The sequence below is a fragment of the Roseateles sp. DB2 genome (assembly GCF_051857535.1).
GTDB lineage: Bacteria > Pseudomonadota > Gammaproteobacteria > Burkholderiales > Burkholderiaceae_C > Roseateles_B.
Window position 1 is genome coordinate 135,402 of the sequence record NZ_JBPZGY010000011.1, and the last position, 16,462, is coordinate 151,863.

Annotated in this window: 7 protein-coding genes; 2 read left to right on the forward strand and 5 right to left on the reverse strand. The window is 67.2% G+C overall.

Going from position 1 to position 16,462, the window contains the following annotated elements:
- Positions 1-130: 130 nt before the first annotated feature.
- Positions 131-1,009 carry a fatty acid desaturase family protein gene (locus ACS5PK_RS16615; protein WP_439441370.1) on the reverse strand — a complete coding sequence of 293 codons (879 nt, stop codon included), beginning with the start codon at positions 1,007-1,009 and terminating at the stop codon, positions 131-133.
- A gap of 2,085 nt (positions 1,010-3,094) precedes the next feature.
- Between ACS5PK_RS16615 and ACS5PK_RS16620 the strand changes: the two genes are divergently transcribed.
- Positions 3,095-3,895: a phytanoyl-CoA dioxygenase family protein gene (locus tag ACS5PK_RS16620; RefSeq protein ID WP_439441371.1), complete on the forward strand. Its 801-nt coding sequence runs from the start codon at positions 3,095-3,097 to the stop codon at positions 3,893-3,895.
- 255 nt (positions 3,896-4,150) lie between these two features.
- Here the strand turns inward: ACS5PK_RS16620 and ACS5PK_RS16625 are convergent, their stop codons facing one another.
- Genes ACS5PK_RS16625 through ACS5PK_RS16640 form a run of 4 tightly spaced genes read right to left on the reverse strand, consistent with a single transcriptional unit; the run spans position 4,151 to position 15,192 of the window.
- Positions 4,151-7,291, reverse strand: a complete 3,141-nt coding sequence (locus ACS5PK_RS16625; RefSeq protein ID WP_439441372.1) for a non-ribosomal peptide synthetase — start codon at positions 7,289-7,291, stop codon at positions 4,151-4,153.
- A 25-nt stretch (positions 7,292-7,316) separates the two neighbouring features.
- Positions 7,317-8,702: an MFS transporter gene (locus ACS5PK_RS16630; protein WP_439441373.1), complete on the reverse strand. Its 1,386-nt coding sequence runs from the start codon at positions 8,700-8,702 to the stop codon at positions 7,317-7,319.
- Complete coding sequence (locus ACS5PK_RS16635; protein ID WP_439441374.1) at positions 8,699-11,371, reverse strand: lantibiotic dehydratase; 2,673 nt, start codon at positions 11,369-11,371, stop codon at positions 8,699-8,701. The genes ACS5PK_RS16630 and ACS5PK_RS16635 overlap by 4 nt, the downstream gene beginning before the upstream one ends.
- A gap of 17 nt (positions 11,372-11,388) precedes the next feature.
- Positions 11,389-15,192, reverse strand: a complete 3,804-nt coding sequence (locus tag ACS5PK_RS16640) for an amino acid adenylation domain-containing protein (protein ID WP_439441375.1) — start codon at positions 15,190-15,192, stop codon at positions 11,389-11,391.
- Positions 15,193-16,122: 930 nt separating this feature from the next.
- Between ACS5PK_RS16640 and ACS5PK_RS16645 the strand changes: the two genes are divergently transcribed.
- Positions 16,123-16,314 (forward strand): MbtH family protein, encoded by a 192-nt coding sequence (locus tag ACS5PK_RS16645; RefSeq protein ID WP_439441376.1) that lies wholly within the window; start codon positions 16,123-16,125, stop codon positions 16,312-16,314.
- Positions 16,315-16,462: the final 148 nt, after the last annotated feature.

Consider the following 16,462-nt stretch of genomic DNA (forward strand, 5'->3'; position numbering starts at 1 on the left):
CCTGCCGAAAGAGCCGCTGTGGCAAGCTCCCGTGGTCCTGCAGCACGAGGAGGGCGCCCCGACGCCGCCAGGCCATCAGGGGCGGGCCCCGCAGGCGCGCGGAAGCACCGCCGCTGCCAGGGCCGCTACCTCAGGCTTGGCGAGGCTTGCTTGCCAATACCTCCCTGATCAGGCTGAGATAGCTGTCGTTCTGGTACTTGATGCGGGAGGCAATGCGCAGGTGGAAGGCTCGCAATGCCTCCGGCCGCAGCGCGGGCGCCAGATGGTGTTCCACGTGGTAGTTGTTGCCGTTGGTGAACCACACCAGCAGCCAGCTGGCGCGCACCGTGCGGGTGTTCTCGAACACGGAGGGCGTCTTGTCGCAGTTCCAGTGCTCGGGGGATTCCACCAGGGTGTGGATGCACGCGGCGAGGGGGAATGCCAGGAAGAGGACGGCCTCAAAGGGGCGGTACACCACCACGAGGCCTGCGGCCACCAGCAAGATCACGCCGAACGCTGCGTAGTCGCCACGAATGCGGGAGTCGTTGTTCTTGTTGTAGACGCGTCCCATGGACCCGCCCGTGAAGGCCGCCCAGATCAGCCGGGCCACCTGCACCCAATGCGGCAGCATCAGCATGTTGAAGAGCAGACGCAGGGGCTTGTTGTTGTTTTCCTTGGAGAACTGGAAGAACTCGGCGTCGTCCTCCATGCCCACGTGCTGATGGTGATGGAGATGGCGGTCGCGGTAATGGTTGACCGAGATCAGCAGCGGCAAGCCCAAGAGGAAGCCCAGCTTCATGTCGAAGGAGCGGTTTCCGGTGCCAATCCCGTGCAAGGCCTGGTGCTGCAGCTCAACGCCATGTGCGAAACCCAGCGCAGCCAGGGTGACCCCCAGCATCTGGACCCACCACTGCTGGGCGCCCGCCAGATGGAATCCTGCGGCAATGAGACCTGCCCAAACGCCGAATTTGGCGAGGAACACAAAGGGTCGATTGACGATGAGGTCCTTGTAGTCGATGTCGTGGTTCATGAGGTCAACGCTAAAGAATGGGTTCAGTTGCCGAATGTGTTGCCGTGCATCAAGGTCCAATGCTCCTCGTCGCTAGGACAATCGCTTCTGACAGGGCTGGCGGTGCCACGGCGGGTGATCTGTCCAGGGCCGGCTCTGCTGTGCAGGGCGGTCCCCGGAAAGGCCATCCACCTTGCCTTGCGCCTGTGACATGGGTGGTCTCCCATCCCCCTGGCCGCAAGGAGCTATCAGCGCCTTCGTGCGACACGCTGTCGTCTCAAGTCCGCGTCCGGCATTGATTCCAAAAAATCGGCATCAGGACAGGCCTGGGTCCGGCGAGGCCGGTCTCCAGCAGGATGCCCTCTCTTGAGCAGGGCGCACCTGCCCCCGTGCCGCGCTGCGAAGACGGCCGAGCGCACCGGGCTCTGCTTTGGAAAGCGCCTGCGTCCTCTGCTCCTGGCTTCGCCGTGCTGCGCAGGCCTGCTGCCACCCTTGCCTTCACTGAATGGTCTCCATCCAGGGCCTGCATCCCTGGCCTGGAAACCAGCCAGCCGCTAGGGCTCAATGCTCCAGCCGGAGATCATGCGAGGGCTGCTCGCGCCCACGCCAGCCTCACCGGTGTGCCGGGATCGCGGGCATCGTCAGCGTCAGGCTGCAGGTGGCGTTGCGGGCGATTTGCCTTTGGCCAAGCCGACAGCACCGGCAACGCCGGCACCACGACTGGCACACATGCGCGGCGGTGCCCGGCCGGACTCGAGTACAGCGTGTGAACGCCGCACCTCTGCCCCTGCGGATGGGCATTGCTGACGGATGTTGCCGAAGGTCATTGCCTGCGGTCATTGCCAACCGGCAGCCGCACCAAGCCGCACTCTGTGGAACCAGTTGGGGCGGCTCCGCTCAGATCATCGGCGCTGCCCCTGCCTCCCCGTCTGCAGCCTCCCGGTGACGACCTGCAGTCACGATGGCCTATTCCAGCGCCCGGTGTGGGCTCCTGGGGAAGACCGTGTCTGCTGTCCTGCCCTGGGCGGTGCTTCTTGTCGCTTGCGCTGCTGAGCGCCTTGCCAGGCTCCTTGCTGGAGGATTTGCCGGGCTAGTTGTAGGTATTGTGTGATTCCTCTCCTGAATGGAACTCGTCGAATGTTATGGATGTTCTTATTGCCGCCTTCAATGCTGAGCATTTGCAGGCAGGTTCACTGACGCAACTAATGAATTAGGTACCGCTATCGTGACATGGCAATGACGCCTGATCCACCCGTGAAGTGCTACGAAATGTCGCGGCGCGGCTTGCGGCCCTGGGGTGGCTCATCAAGTGAGCGGGACTCTCTTGTGATGGCTTCCATGCTACGTCGGGTGCGCAGTGTAGGGGATCAATTTGAAGGTGCAAGCACAAAAATAATTGGGGTAATCAGCAGGGCATGACTTACGGGATGGATGCGCGTCCGAGTTGCCCGGGCGGTTACCGCACGCCACATGTCTTGTGCTGGCGCTGCGGTCATGTGAAGCGGCCAGTCTGCCGGGATGGCATCCCTGTTCATGCGCCATGGCAGGTATTGAAGAGCGCTCTGAGAGGGCCGGCGCCTGGCGAGGCCCTGGTTTGAAGATCCCTTCCAGGGCGGCTTGGAAACGCTTGAAACTGGGTACACAAGCCTCGGCCGTGATGCTGGTGTGCAACACAGGCGGTCGCAGGGGCTGAGGTCTTCTGTGCGCACTCTGGCACATCGCTGGTGTGGCGCTGCCGTGGTGGTTCGGAAGGCCGCCAGAAGCGGCTTTTTGACGTGTATCGCGTACCGCATCCGCCGAAAGGAGAGAGCTCTCCGGATTCTTCCCTAACCGCGATATAGAACGTAGACTTCCGCGCGCGCTGTTCACGGGGCAGGGCCTGTCGAGGATCTCGGCGGGCGCTTGTACTTTCTCCGCTTTCGTGCGAGGCCCAGGGCCTTGGCACCCAGTGAGACCCCATCCCCCCTGCGCGGCCGCGATGCCGTGCATGCACGCCCTGCGCCGACGGCCGGAAGCCGGGGTCTGGGTGGGGCAGCGACTCTTGTCAGCAGGCAGGCGCCTGCGTCCACGTCATCGAAGCATTCGTGCTAGCAAATTGGATATCACATGAACGATTTCATTTCCGGCGAACTGGAAGTGCTCCAGCAGCTGATTGAGTTCAACAAGACCAAGGAAGCCTTCTTCGCGAGCCAGGATGTGAGGGCGCCTCATGAGTCTGTGGCGCCCTACATCAGTCAGCTGAACCAGGATGGCATCGTGATGATTCCTGGTTTTCTCTCCGAGGAGCAGTGCCAGTCCATCTGCCGGAACAAGCCGGATCAAGAGGAGTTCACGCTGTCAACGGAAGACGACAAGTCGATGTTCTATCTGAACGCGGCGCGGCACCCGGCCTTTGCCGACTTCTTCGAAGACCCCCGTACGGTGCGCATCATGAAGGGCTACATCGGCGAGAACGCCGTCCCCCTGCGCCAAAGCATGGAGATCCGTACCGTCAAGGGATCGGTCCATGCTTTCAACAGAATGTTCCACATGGACAGCTGGAAGCCCCGGGTCAAGGCATTCCTGTACCTGCATGACGTCACCACTGACGACGCACCCGTGGTGTATCTCAAGGGCAGCCACAAGGGCGACTGGCGTCTGCCCATGGAGTACAAGACCCACACGCTCTACCAGACATCGGAGACCGGCTACGCCAAGGATCTCGACGTCGTCTGGGTGGGCTGCTACTGGCCCTACGAAGTCAACGAGATCAAGAAGAAGCACGGGCTGCAGGAGCAGGTGTGCACGGGCAAGGCCGGCACCCTGGTGGTCTTCGATGCCCGTGGCTTGCACAAGGCCACGGAGCTCATCAATGACCACCGGTACATCCTCATCAATCACTACATTGCTGAAGGCCACAACACCTGAATCCAGGCGTGGCGTCAGCCATGAGGGGCGGGGCGGCTGCCTGCGTCCACAGGCCTTTGAGCAGCGCCCCGGTAGTACCTCGGTAGTGCCCCGATAGTGCCCCGATAGTGCCTCGGCCCTCGCCAGCCTACGCGGGGCGCTCACGCCCCTTCCTGTGCCCCATCAGGTGCTGAACCTGCGACTCAGCAGGTCCGGTGGTGCGGCCTGTGGCAGGCCTTGAGCAGCGGGCGGCCTGCCACAGGCCGCCCGCGAGCGTCATGCCGAGGTTGCGCGTGCGCGGCGCGGGATGATGGCCGCCGGGCTTGCCACCTCCTTGGCGGGCTCGTCCTTTACGGCCAGGGCGTCCAGCGCTTCAGCCATGGAAGCGATGGTGGGCGCGTCCAGCAGCAGGCGCAGGGGGATTGAACGCCCCAGCTGCTTGGCCGCCTTGCCGACAATCTGCGTGGCGAGCAGCGAGTGTCCGCCCAGGGCGAAGAAGTTGTCCGTTCTCTGGAGTTGCCCCGTCTGGAGGACTTCCTGCCAGATCGCCATGAGCCAGGCCTCGGTACCGGAGGCCGGCAGCGCAGGCGGGAGGGAGGTGGATTCCATCCGCGGCGACACCTTAGGCAAGGCCTTGCGATCGACCTTGCCGGTGGCGCCCTTGGGCAGCGTGGCCATGGCATGCCAGGCGGAGGGCACCATGTAGTGCGGCAGGCGCTGGCGCAGCGCATGACTCAACGCGGCCTCGTCCAGCGAGCCTTCAGGGGGCACTGGTGCGAGGTAGGCCACGAGGTGGGCGCTGCCTGTGTCGCTGAGCTGCACGGCGACAGCGGCCTCCTGGATACCTCCGAGTTCCAGGAGTGCAGCCTCGATCTCTCCCGGCTCAATCCGATAGCCTCGCAGCTTGATCTGATCGTCGGCACGCCCCAGGAACTGAAGCTCTCCATGGGGCTGCCACTGGGCCAGGTCACCGGTGTCGTACATGCGGCTGCCGCTCTGGCCGAAGGGATCGGGGATGAAGCGTTCTGCTGTGAGGCCGGGCTGGCCGCAATAGCCGCGAGCCAGGCCAGCGCCGGCAATGTACAGCCGGCCAGGTGTCCCCGGCGGGACCGGCCGCAGCTGGGCATCGAGCACATAGGCGTGCACCCCGGTGATGGGGCGTCCGATGGAAGGTGCACCGGCCAGGCCCGCAGGCACGCGCGAGGAGGTGGAGATCACCGTGCACTCGGTGGGGCCGTAATGGTTGTGGAGTGCAACGCTGTCGTCAGGAGGCCCGAAGTGCAGGCGATCGCCGCCTGTGTGCAGAGTCTTCAGAGGCAGGTGTTGCGCCTGCCCTGAGCTCATGAAGGACTCGGCCAGGGGTGTGACCAGGCAGGTGGCCGTGATGCCTTCGGTCTTCATCACGCGGGCGAGTTCGGCGGGATCGACGACGAAGTCCTCCAGCAGCACCAGCGTCGCTCCGGCGCACAGCGTGCCCCAGATTTCCCAGGTGGCAGGATCGAAGGCGATGTTTGTCACTTGCAGGAAGCGGTCGCCGGGGCCCAGGCCCGACGTGGTGATATGCCAGTCCACCAGGTTGGCCAGCGCGGCGCGCGGCACGTCGACGCCCTTGGGCCGACCGGTCGAGCCTGAGGTGTAGATGCAGTAGGCGAGGTGGCCGGGCAGGGGCGCCACGGCTGCGGCGGCCGGCTGGGCTGGCGGGGACGGCTCATCCACGAAGAGCAGGGCTGCGGGCGATGCCGCGAAGCGCTGGGCGTCCGAGCGCCGGCACAGGAGCAGGGTTGCCGCGCTGTCCTGCAGCATGTAGTGCAGCCGGTCGTCAGGTGCATCGGGGTCCATGGGCAGGCAGGCGCCGCCGGCCTTGGCGATGGCCAGCATGGCCACCACCCGCTCGGCCTCGCGCCCCATGCACATGGCGATGCGCTGGTCCGGTTGCAGGCCTTGCGCCTGAAGCCGCTGAGCCAGGTCCGTGGCGCGTGCGTCCAGTTCGGCATAGCTCAGGCGTGTGGGGCCGCACACCAGGGCGATTGCCTCCGGCCTCAGCCTTGCATGGGCCTCAACCCGGCGCTCCACAGGCTGTGGCGCAGGGGCAGGGGCCGGATCGGCCGGGCCAATCAGCAAGGCATGCTCGGCCTCACTGAGCACCGGCAGCTCGCCGACGCGGACCGAGGTCCGCCTGAGCATGACTTCCAGCAGGAGGACGAAATGCGCTGACATGCGCCGCACGATCTCTGCGTCAAGCGCTTCGGCGTCGTGTTCGAACAGGCACCGTGCGCCCTCGTCGGCATCTTCGACCTCCAGCCTCAGCAGGTTCTTGGCATAGGCGGATGTCGTCGGCACGGGCTGTAGCGTCGTCTCGCCCAGCTGCCATGAGGCGGGGCGGCTGCGCTCGTATTTGAAGGCCAGACGCAGCAGGGATGCCGCCAGATCGTCACGCTGCCCCTTGAGTGCCCGCACCAGCGAGGGATAGGGGACCTGGCGGGTGTCCATCAGTGCGAAAAGGCGGTCGCTGAGCTGGTCGAGCAGGTCTTCGACCGTGGCTTCGGGGTCCACGGAGGCGTGGAGGATGGCGACGTTCATCAGGTAGCCGGTCTCATCCGCGGACTCGGCCTCGCGAACGTCCATGGGCAGACTCACCGCGAGCTCCCGTCGCAGGCCGTGCTGCGAGACCAGCACCACCAGCGCGCCGAGGTACACGGCTGCAGGGGTGCTGCCCAGCCGGGCCGCCAGCTCCCGCACGGCCAGCGAGGTGGTCGCGCTCAGCGTGACGGCCCTATGCGCCGAGGGCGCGGCGGCTCGCGCCGGGGGCGTGGCGCGGGTGGGCAGTGGATCGCCTGCGGGCAGGGCCTGCAATGCCGTCGCGAGGTCCCTGATCTGGGTGCGTCCGGCTGCGGACTGCAGGAATTGCGCCTCCCGCTCCACATGCTGCTGCAGCGACCAGGCCGGAGGCACCGGATCGGCAGGGGCAGCTCCGAAGCAGCGCTGGAGCTCGTCAAGGAAGACCTGGACAGAAGCGCCGTCGAAGACCAGATGGTGCACCGTCAGCAGGAGCCCTGCCTCACCTTCGTTGTCCTGGACGATGGCGACGCGGTACAGCGGGCCTTCCGCCATGTCGATGGCTTGCAGGCTTTCGTCGTGGGCCCGGGCCTGCAGCGGTCCGGGCAGGATGCGCACAGGGGCCCGCAGGCGGGGGTCGCAGGCAAGACGGGGGACGAAGTCCTCCACCACCACGCGCGCGGCCAGGGCGGGATGGCGCAGCAAGGCGCGATCCAGCGCCTGCTCAAGCGCCTGTGCATCCAGCGGCCGCGAGGCCCGCAGCGCGATCACCACGTTGTACGCGGCACAGGCGTCTTCTCCCGTCCGGGCGATGTACCAGAGGCCTTGCTGACCTACCGTCAAGGGCAATGTCGTGTTCATGCGAGATCTTCTTTCCTGGTCGAAGTCATCTTGAAGAGAAACCCTCTGCGGGCGCGGGCCGGGCAAGGGCCAGCTCGGGCTGCGTGCCGTCTTGCTGGGCGGCCAGGTGCTCGCGTGCCCGCGCACGGTGCTGGCGTTCGCTCCACGCTGCCGCGAGCAGGCAGGCGGGGACCAGCAGCATGCCCATGACGGAGTTCAGGAGGCCAAGGCCGCCGGGCTCGGGCGCTCCCCACGCCAGCTGCAGAGATGGCCAAGCCTGAAGGGCTGGTGTCATGACATGCGAGGCCAGCGGGATGGACGCCAGGGTCGCCACCGGGATCAGCGAATACGAGACCATGCGCCGCGTGGCAAAGACCCGGCCCTGCAGCTCCGGCGGCACCAGGGAGTGCCACAGGGTCTGCAGAGAGGCGATGAGGGTGGACGTCAGCATGCCCGACGCCGCCGCGACCACCAGCGCGCCCGCCGGCCCGTTCACGAAGCCCCAGGCCGTCATGACGGCGCCGAACCCGGCTGCCGTGGCATAGACCAGGCGCTCGGCCTTGCGCGCGTCGATCGCCGCACGGGTGAAGAGCATGCCGCCCACGAAGGCGCCGGCACCTTCCAGCGCGAGCGCCATCCCCAGGGTCTGCTGGTTGGCAAAGGTGAGCAGATGGGGCACGAAGCCCACCATGAAGACGCCGCCGGCCACGTTGTAGCCCGTGATGAACCAGAGGATGCGGCGCAGATGCGCATGCTCGCCAATCCAGCGAAGACCGAAGAAGGCGTCGCGCCAGAAGCGATAGACGTCGCCACGCTGCTCGCGTGGCTGCAGCAGCCGGGCGTCCAGGCCAAGAATGGCCAGCACGGCGACGATGGACGTCGCCGCATCAACGCCGAACACCGCCGCAGGCCCGAGGGCGTGCAGGGCGACGGCACCCAGCAGCGGCGCACTGACCTCCGAGACGCCTGCCAGGGCTTGCAGCAGGCCATTGGCTCGACCGAGAGCCTCCTTGGGCACCAGTGAACCGATGGTGGCGGCCATGAGGGTCCATCGGAAGCTGCCGGCCACGCTCAGCGCGAGAATGACCAAGCCCGCCTGCCACAAGGCCATGGGCCCATGCATGACGATGGCAAGCGCGCACAGCACGATGCCTGCGGTGAAGGCCTCGCAGGCCGTCAGCAGTGTCTTCTTGTTGCAGCGATCGACGATCACGCCCACCATCGGCCCCAGCAGCAGATTGGGCACCGAGGTCAACAGGGTGAGGGCGGCGAAGAGGGCATACGAGCGGCTCTGCTCGTAGATCCAGACATTGATGGCAAACATCGTCATGCCGGCGCCCAGCGCGCTGATGCTGCGGGTCAGGATGAGCCACAGGACCTGGCGCGGCAGGGCTTCGCCGGCCGGGCCCGCCAGCCATGTCGCCAGCTTCATCGCGAGCGCCCGTCTTGCCGTGCCAGCAGGTCGTCGGCATGCAGGCCGACCAGGCGGAACTCGCTGGTGTAGCGCAGGCCTTCGGCGTCATGGAGCCAGAGCTCATCCGGGCCGGGCAGCATTTCGGAAAAGCTCAGGCGGCCACCGGCCCCGCTGGCCTCGTCCATGCCGCGCCTCAGCTGCTTGGCCAGCATGCGTACCGACACGAGGCTGTCGAAGTCCAGGTAGACGGGCTTGGCTTCCCAGGCGAACTTGGCGAAGACCTGTGCAGGCACTCCCAGGCGGGACCGCCAGGCCTGGGCGGCTCGGAAGGCGGCACGCTCGTCCTCCAGCAGCGCGAAGTCCAGTTCGCCGGCCTGGAAGGACCAGGTCTCGCGTTGCACGACCAACTGGCCCAGTGTCACCCGTGGCGTGTGCTCGCGCTTGTGCATCATGCCGAAGCGGTTGATCACGGCGATGAAGAGGAAGTCGCCCAGCACATCACGCAGCGGCGCCTGCCAGCGCCTGTCCCGCACCTGCAGCTCGCCGGCTTCCCGGAAGACCTGCAGGCTCGCAATGCTGCGGGCAGTTGCGGCATTGGCGGGGACGAAGCCTCGCGAGAACACCACTTCGAGCGCGCGCTCCGGATCGTCCACCCATTGCGTACGCGTGGGCGTGCCCGAGGCATGCGGGCTCAGCTTGGGCATGACGTAGTTGTCGCCGAGGTCGCTGCACAGGGCGTCCAGCAGGCGCTGACGCTCGGGGTGCTGGGAGGCGAAGAGATTGGTCGCGACCGTGTTGCCGCCGATATGGACCTCGCCGAGCACCGCGAGGTAGTCACCCTGAGCCAGGGCCTGCGGGCTACTCGCGCAGAACATCAGGTCCGGGCAGTGGTAGCGGCCGAGCATCCAGACGCTGCCGTCGGTGGCGAAGGTCTCGAGCACCTTGGCGCGGAGCTCGTGGAGCTCGAAGGCGATGCGCGACGGCGTGCTGCCGGCGCCGTCCAGCAGCAGCGACTCCCAGCGGTCGCGCAGCTCCTGGGCGAGGTCGTCCAGCGGGACCTGGTCGCCGAAGACGATGGACTGGAGGTGTGGCCATAGGTCGGCCAGGCGAAGCGAGTCCGTGCCCCGGGCCTGTGTCTGCAGGCGGTCGAACTCGAGATCGAAGGCGCGCTTGAATCGTCCCCATGCCGCGGAGGTGAACCAGCGCGCGCTGGTCAGCACCAGCTCCAGCGCATCGGTGGCTGGTGCCAGCGCTTCACGCGAGAGTGTCAGCTGGAGGTCACGATGGCAGTCCTCGTACACGAGGGCGCGGCCGCCATACACCTCGCCCTGCTTGCGCCGGGACGGCCCGCCCACGACGCTGGCAAAGACTTGGTGCAGGGCATGCATGGCCTGCGCCAGGGCGTCTGGATCGCCCGCGGCGGCGAGCACAGCGTCCTTCGCCTGCTGAAGCGACTCCAGCGCTGCGAGGGCCTCTGCGCGCAGCGTGGCATCGTCGATGCGCTGGAGGTGCTGGTGCAGGGCGAGGTCGGGGTCGTCGCCACAGGAGGGAATCTGGAACGAGAGCCAGATCCGGTGCCTGGCGTTCAGCTGACGGAGCAGGGCGTAGATCTGGGCTTCGTCGGCAAAGGGGCTGAAGGGGTCCGCCAGCAGGGCGCGGCACAGGGTCTTGCACTGGGCGCTTCCATTGCACATCGACAGGACGCGGGCCTCGGCCTCATCAAGGGCGACGCTGCCGCCGCCAGGCAGGCACAAGGTCTGCCCCTCCAGGCGCAGATAGGGTTCCATGCCGGCGATGAGATAGGGCATGTAGCGCTCATCCTGGGCGTACTTCTCGGCCAGCGCGGCGATGGCCCAGTCCTCGAAGTGCACGCTGCGCGAGGAGACGAGACCCTTGCCGGCTTGGTAGGTCGCGTTCCTGGCATCGTCGTCGATGCGAATCCAGGCCAACGGCCCGAAGAAGCCGATGGAGTCGTTCTTGACGCCATAGCGCTGTACGTAGTTCGCGACCAGCGCCTCGCGCTGACGGCGCTTGCTGCCACCCATGGCATGGCCTTGCGCAAGCGGGTCCAGCACGGTGGAGACGGCGTCGAGGTTCTGCCAGCCCACGGCACTTCGGAACAGCGGATCCCGCGCGAACCCAGCCGTGGCGCCCTCCAGCGACTGCAGGGCCTGCTCGTAGGCGGCGTCCATGTCTGCCAGCGTGCAGCGGTACTCGGCCGCGGCGGCGTCTATGGCTGCGCACAGCTCGGGCCCCAGCTCTTGCGGTGCCGGGACGATGGGGCAGCCGTCCTGGTCTGCCTTGCCTTCGCGCAGGAGCTTGAGGGTCTTCTGTGCGCGCCCCAAGGCGCGCAAGGCCGGCTTGTCGAGTTCCTTCTCTCCTTGGCGCAGGTGGGCGATGAGCGTCCTTACCTCGTTCTCGCCCTGCTCGACCCGCGCGCGCAGCCGCTGCTCGGCTTCATTGGCGGCCTGAGCAGCGGCAGCCAGCCCGGGTGAGGACAGCTGCGTCAGCAGGGCGGCGGGGAAGCCGGCGCTGCGCAGCACGGCGTCGCGCCACCAGGTCCAGCCGCAGGGGCCGGGCGGGACGAGGTGATCTGGCCAGCCGGCAGCGTTCGACGCCGAGGTGGCTGCATCGGGCGTCAGGGGCGCGGCGGGTGCCTGGGCCGGGAGCGTGTCAGGGAAGTCCATGTCCATCTTTTCCACCATCATTGGCTGGCGTTCTTCGCCATTCGGTCGTCGATGAGTGCCGCGATGCGGCTTGCTGTCCCGGCCTTGAGGACGTCGCGCAGGCCCAGGGTGACGCCAAAGGTCTCGCGGCAATGCGCGACCAGGCGCAGCAGCATGACTGAGTGCATGCCGAAGTCCGCGAGCGCGCGCCTGCTGTCATGCACCTGGGTGGGGGCCAGCGGCGCGATGAGTTCCAGAAGCCTGGAGAGGGTGGGCGAAGCCGCCTCGGGCGCCAGCGCCTCCGCAGCGCTGGGCGCCTGTTCGATCTGGCGTGCGAGCGCCGCGCGATCCACCTTGCCTTGCAGCGTGAGCGGGAAGGAAGGCCTCACGTGCCACGCCGAGGGGCACAAGCCCTCCGGCAGCTCCTGGCGGACGAAGGCCTCGACCTCGTCGAGCGTCCCGGCCTCCTCGTTCATGGCGAGGCAGGCGGCCACGTGTGCTGAATCGCCCGAGCCCAGCACCAGCGCTACCGCGTCGCGCACGGCGGGATGCCGCAGCAGCGTACTTTCGATGTCGCCCAGTTCGATGCGGATGCCGCGGACCTTGACCTGCAGATCGCGCCGGCCGATGAACTCGATGCGGCCGTCGGCCAGCAAGCGGCCCAGGTCTCCGGACCGGTACATGCGCTCGCCCGGTGCGCCGAAGGGGCAGGGCAGGAAGCGCTCAGCCGTGAATGCTGGATTGCCGAGATAGCCCGATGCGAGGCGGGGACCAGCGATGAACAGCTCGCCCACGATACCCACCGGCAAGGGCGCCAGCCGCTCGTCCAGGACGTAGACACGGGTGCCCGGCAGCGGTCGGCCTATGGACACATAGGGCCCGCCGCAACCTGGTGAATCGTCGATGGGCCCCGTGGTGCAGGTCACGGTGGTCTCGGTGGGGCCGTAGGCATTGAGCAGGCGCAGCGAGGGTGCCGAGGGCAGGCGCTGCGTGGCGACGATGGGTTCTCCTCCGACGATCACCAGGCGCAGCCCACCGAGCTCGGCCGGCCATTCGCGCTGCGAGGCGAGCAGTTGCCAGTACGAAGCCGGGATGTCGGCGACGGTGACGCGCTCGCGGCGCAAGTGTTCGACAAGCTCGTCCAGTGCCCAGGGCTCGTCGCCGCGCATCAGGACCGTGGCCCCGCTGCTCCAGGCCACCATGAACTGCTCGATCGAGGTGTCAAAGGCGCAGGATGAAAACTGCAGCACGACGTCGGCCGCAGACATCGCGTAGGCCTGCGACGTGACGGCGGTGTGGTGGGCCAGGGCGCCGAAGGGGACGAGCACGCCCTTGGGTGCGCCGCTGGAGCCTGAGGTGTACAGGCAGTAGGCCGGCGATGCGGCCGGCAGCTCGACGACGGGATTGCCGCACCCTGCACCCTCAGGCGCCACAGGGTCCGTGGCTTCGAGGGTGAGGAGCTGCATGTCGCGCAGAGCCGCGAGGCTCGTCCGCAGGCTGCTGTCCGTGACCGCCAGGGAGACCTCTGCGCTGTCCAGCATCAGGGCCAGGCGGGCGGCGGGCAACTGCGGGTCCAGTGGCAGGTAGATGGCGCCGGTCTTCTGCACGGCGAGCAGGGCGATCGCCAAGGGCAGGCCTCTGGGAACCGCCACGGCGACACAGAGACCCGGCCGCGCACCCAGGTCCAGCAGGCGATGGCTCAGCACATTGGCGCGGCGATTGAGCTCACCGTAGGAGAGGCGCGTCCCTGCGCAGATCAAGGCGCACTGCGCGGGGCTGGCCTCGGCATGCGCCTCGAAGGCGCGGTGGGCGAGGATGGCCTGCGCGCCCGTGGCGGGGCCGCCGTCGGCCAGTGCCAGGACCTCCTCGCGCTGACCGGGCGTCATCCAGGGCAAGGCCTGGACCGGGCAGGCTGGCGCGGCGATGGCGGACTCCAGCAAGGCCAGCCACAGGGTGGCCAGGCCTTGCGCGGTTTTGCGGCTGAAGCGTGCCGTGTCGAACTCCAGCCTTGCGCTCACCTCTGGGCCGTGTGTGCTGAGTATCCAGGTCAGCGGATAGGGCGATCCGGCCGAACGCCGTTCGAGCGCCTGGACCTCCAGGTTTGGCAAGGCCAACACGGGGCTGTCGTGCTCGTTCAGGTTCAGCATGACCTGAAACAGGGGGGACGGGCCGGCCGGGTGCAGTTGCTCGAGCAAGGCGTCGGGGTGTTCGGTGGCATCCAGCAGTCCGGCACGGACACGCGCCAGCACCGTCGAGAAGCTGTCCTGCGGCTGCACGGACGTGCGCAGTGCCAGGGTGTTGATGAGGCAGCCCAGGGTCGAGGCGCGCTCGACGGTGTCACGCCGGGCCACAGGGTAGCCCAGCGTCACGTCGGTCTGTGCGCTGATCCGGAACAGCAGCAGCTGCAGTGCGCCGGCAAAGAGCTCGAAAGCCGTGCAGCCCTGCCGCTGGATGAAGGCGCGCACGGCCGCCGTCAGTGCCGGAGGGAGCTGGAAACGGATCGAGTCACCCTCCAGCGTCGGCTGGGCGGGGGCCGGATGGTCGAATGGCAAGGCCAGTGGCGGTGGAGACGCCAGCTGCGCACGCCAGTAGGCACGGGATGCCTCGCTGGCGGCCTCTCGCCGCAACTCGTCATTGACGAGGGCCCGCAGGCTCAGCGCCGAAGGCGCCGGCACTTCGCCACGGTAGCGTGCAGCGATCTCCTTCGCGAGACGACCCATGGACCAGCCGTCTGCCGCGATGTGATGCACCGTCAGCAGCAAGACATGCTTCTTGCCGCCCAGGCGCAGCAGCCTGGCGCGCAGAGGCCCTTGTCGGTCCAGGTCGAAGGGGAGTCGCGCTTCTTCGGCAAGCGCCGCCGTGGCATCGGCCGCATGCAGTTCCTGAACGTCCAGTTCCCAGAGGCTGTCTGGCTCGTCAGGGGGCAGTACGCGCTGGTGTGCTTCGCCATCCACCTCACGCAGGCGAAGGCGCAGTGCGTCGTGGGCGCGTTGGAGGTCCAGGATGGCGGCGCGCAGCGCCTCGACCTGCAGGTCGCCGCTGAGCTGCCATGCCACGGTGATGTTGTAGACGCCTCCATCGGCGGCCAGCTTGTCGCCGGCCCAGATGCGGCGCTGGTAGGGCGAGAGCGCGAAATCGTGACCTGATACGTGACCTGATACGTGACCTGAATCGTGGACGATACCGCTGTGGTCAGCAACCGCAGCGTTTGCCGGGCCTGCCCAGCGGGCCGGCGGGGGCGAGCTGGCGGAGCTTTCCGACCCGTCCGTCCTTTCCGAATGGCCGCGAGACAGCAGGGCTGCCAGTTGCCAGACGCAATGCGATTCGTGAATGCGGCGCACGCCGACGTCCCGCCCCAGCAGGACCGCCAGTCGCGAGGCGACCTGGGCCGCCGCCAGCGAATAGCCGTCGCAGTCGCGGAAGCTGTCAAACCTTCCCAGGGACGGCTCGCCGAGCACCTCGCTCCAGGCTGCAGCTACTTGCACCTCAACGGGATCGCTCGGCGGTACTTCTTCCACTCCGCCGAACTCCTCCCGAGAAGGGTCAGGCCTGGGCAGCCTGTCGAGGTCGATTTCGCCGCTGGGGGTGGCAGGGAGCTCATCCAGCAGCAGCACCCTGCGTGCGCGACCGGCAGGGGCCGAGGCCTGCAGCACGCTGGCCAGGTCTCCCATGCTGGGCGGTGCATCCAGCGAAGGCCATACGTAGGCAAAGCCGGCTCGCGAGAGGGGGCTGCCCGCCGGGTCCAGTGGAGCGACCGCAGCGCGGACCCCCGGGACGCGGGCAAGGCTGTGCTCGAGCGCGCTGTCCCTGCCGGGAACGGCCTCGCGAAGTGCAATCGTCATGTCGGCGCTGGTGCTGATAGGCATGGGCCTGATGAAGGGTCAAGTAGAGAAAACGGCAGGAGATGTCTGGATCGATCCGATGCCGGAACTTCGCAAGACCGTGGCCTCGCTGCGGCCTCAGGGCCGCGGCGTGGACGGTGCAGGGGATGCTGTGCACCTGGGGCGGTGCTGCACTGGTCGCCCGACAACCCGGGCTCCCCCCTGCTCGGGGGGGGGCAGCGATGCCTGTCGGGCGGAGGGCCGAAGCGGTCCTGTCGCAGGTGCTTTGGCTTCAGTTGCGGGTTATCTGGATGGTGTCAATGGTGGTTCCCCCTGGGGTCTTCTTGTCTTCGCTTTGTCTTTATCGCAGGAGACCGCAGCTCTTGCGGGGCGTGAGAATAACGCACTATCGGAACGGTTTGATGTCGCTTTGTGGTCATCGAGGCCGTGTCTTTCGAATGGTTGCAGATGGCCTGTTGCTCATGGCATGGGTCGGAAGGGAGGGGGCTGCAAGGCGAAGGTCGCCTGCCGGGCCGATCATGCAGTCCTGCGTCTGTGTCCTTACGGTGACGCTGACCTTCGCGCGTAGGCCTTGGATCTATCGGTGCCTTGACGGCGTCATCGTGCTGTAGACTCTGCCCGCTCAAATTAGCGGCACGCGATGCCTGGAGCATGCGCAAGAGCGTGGGGGTATCCGCAGGGAGTCTCTTGTGGAGGCTCCTGGCGGCAGAGAGCGGGGTCTGGCTGTCATGTGTAGATCGACGCCATCTGTCCCTGCGTTCCTGCCGCCGGTCTCGCCGCGGCCTGTCCTGAACCCGAGCCCGATTCGCGGTCTTGCCGATGGTCTTGCGCTGCGCCCGGGGCTGCAGGAGGGTCAGGCAGATCCGTTGCGCGCCTCGCTTGCCCTGTGCTGCCGCACCTGACATCAACATCTCAATACGGGAGTCTTCCATGGATGATGCCGAATACCTGGTCGTCAAGAATCACGAAGAGCAGTACGCCCTCTGGCTGGCGGATCTGGCGGTTCCTGCGGGATGGCAGGTGCAGCCAGCCCGGGGCTCGAAGGCGCAGTGCCTGGACTACGTGCGCGAGCATTGGACCGATATGCGGCCTGCGAGCCTGAGGCAGCAGATGGGCGCCTGAGCGCCAAATGCCGCGCCACCGGGACGTCCCGGCGTCAGGGTGCGGCCCTGAGACTCTTGCCGTGCTTGCTGGCTGCCTGGACTTGCGGGCCTGGCCGGCAGGGCGCATGTCGCCCACTGAGCCGTCGGCGCTGCTGCGGGCCCGCGAC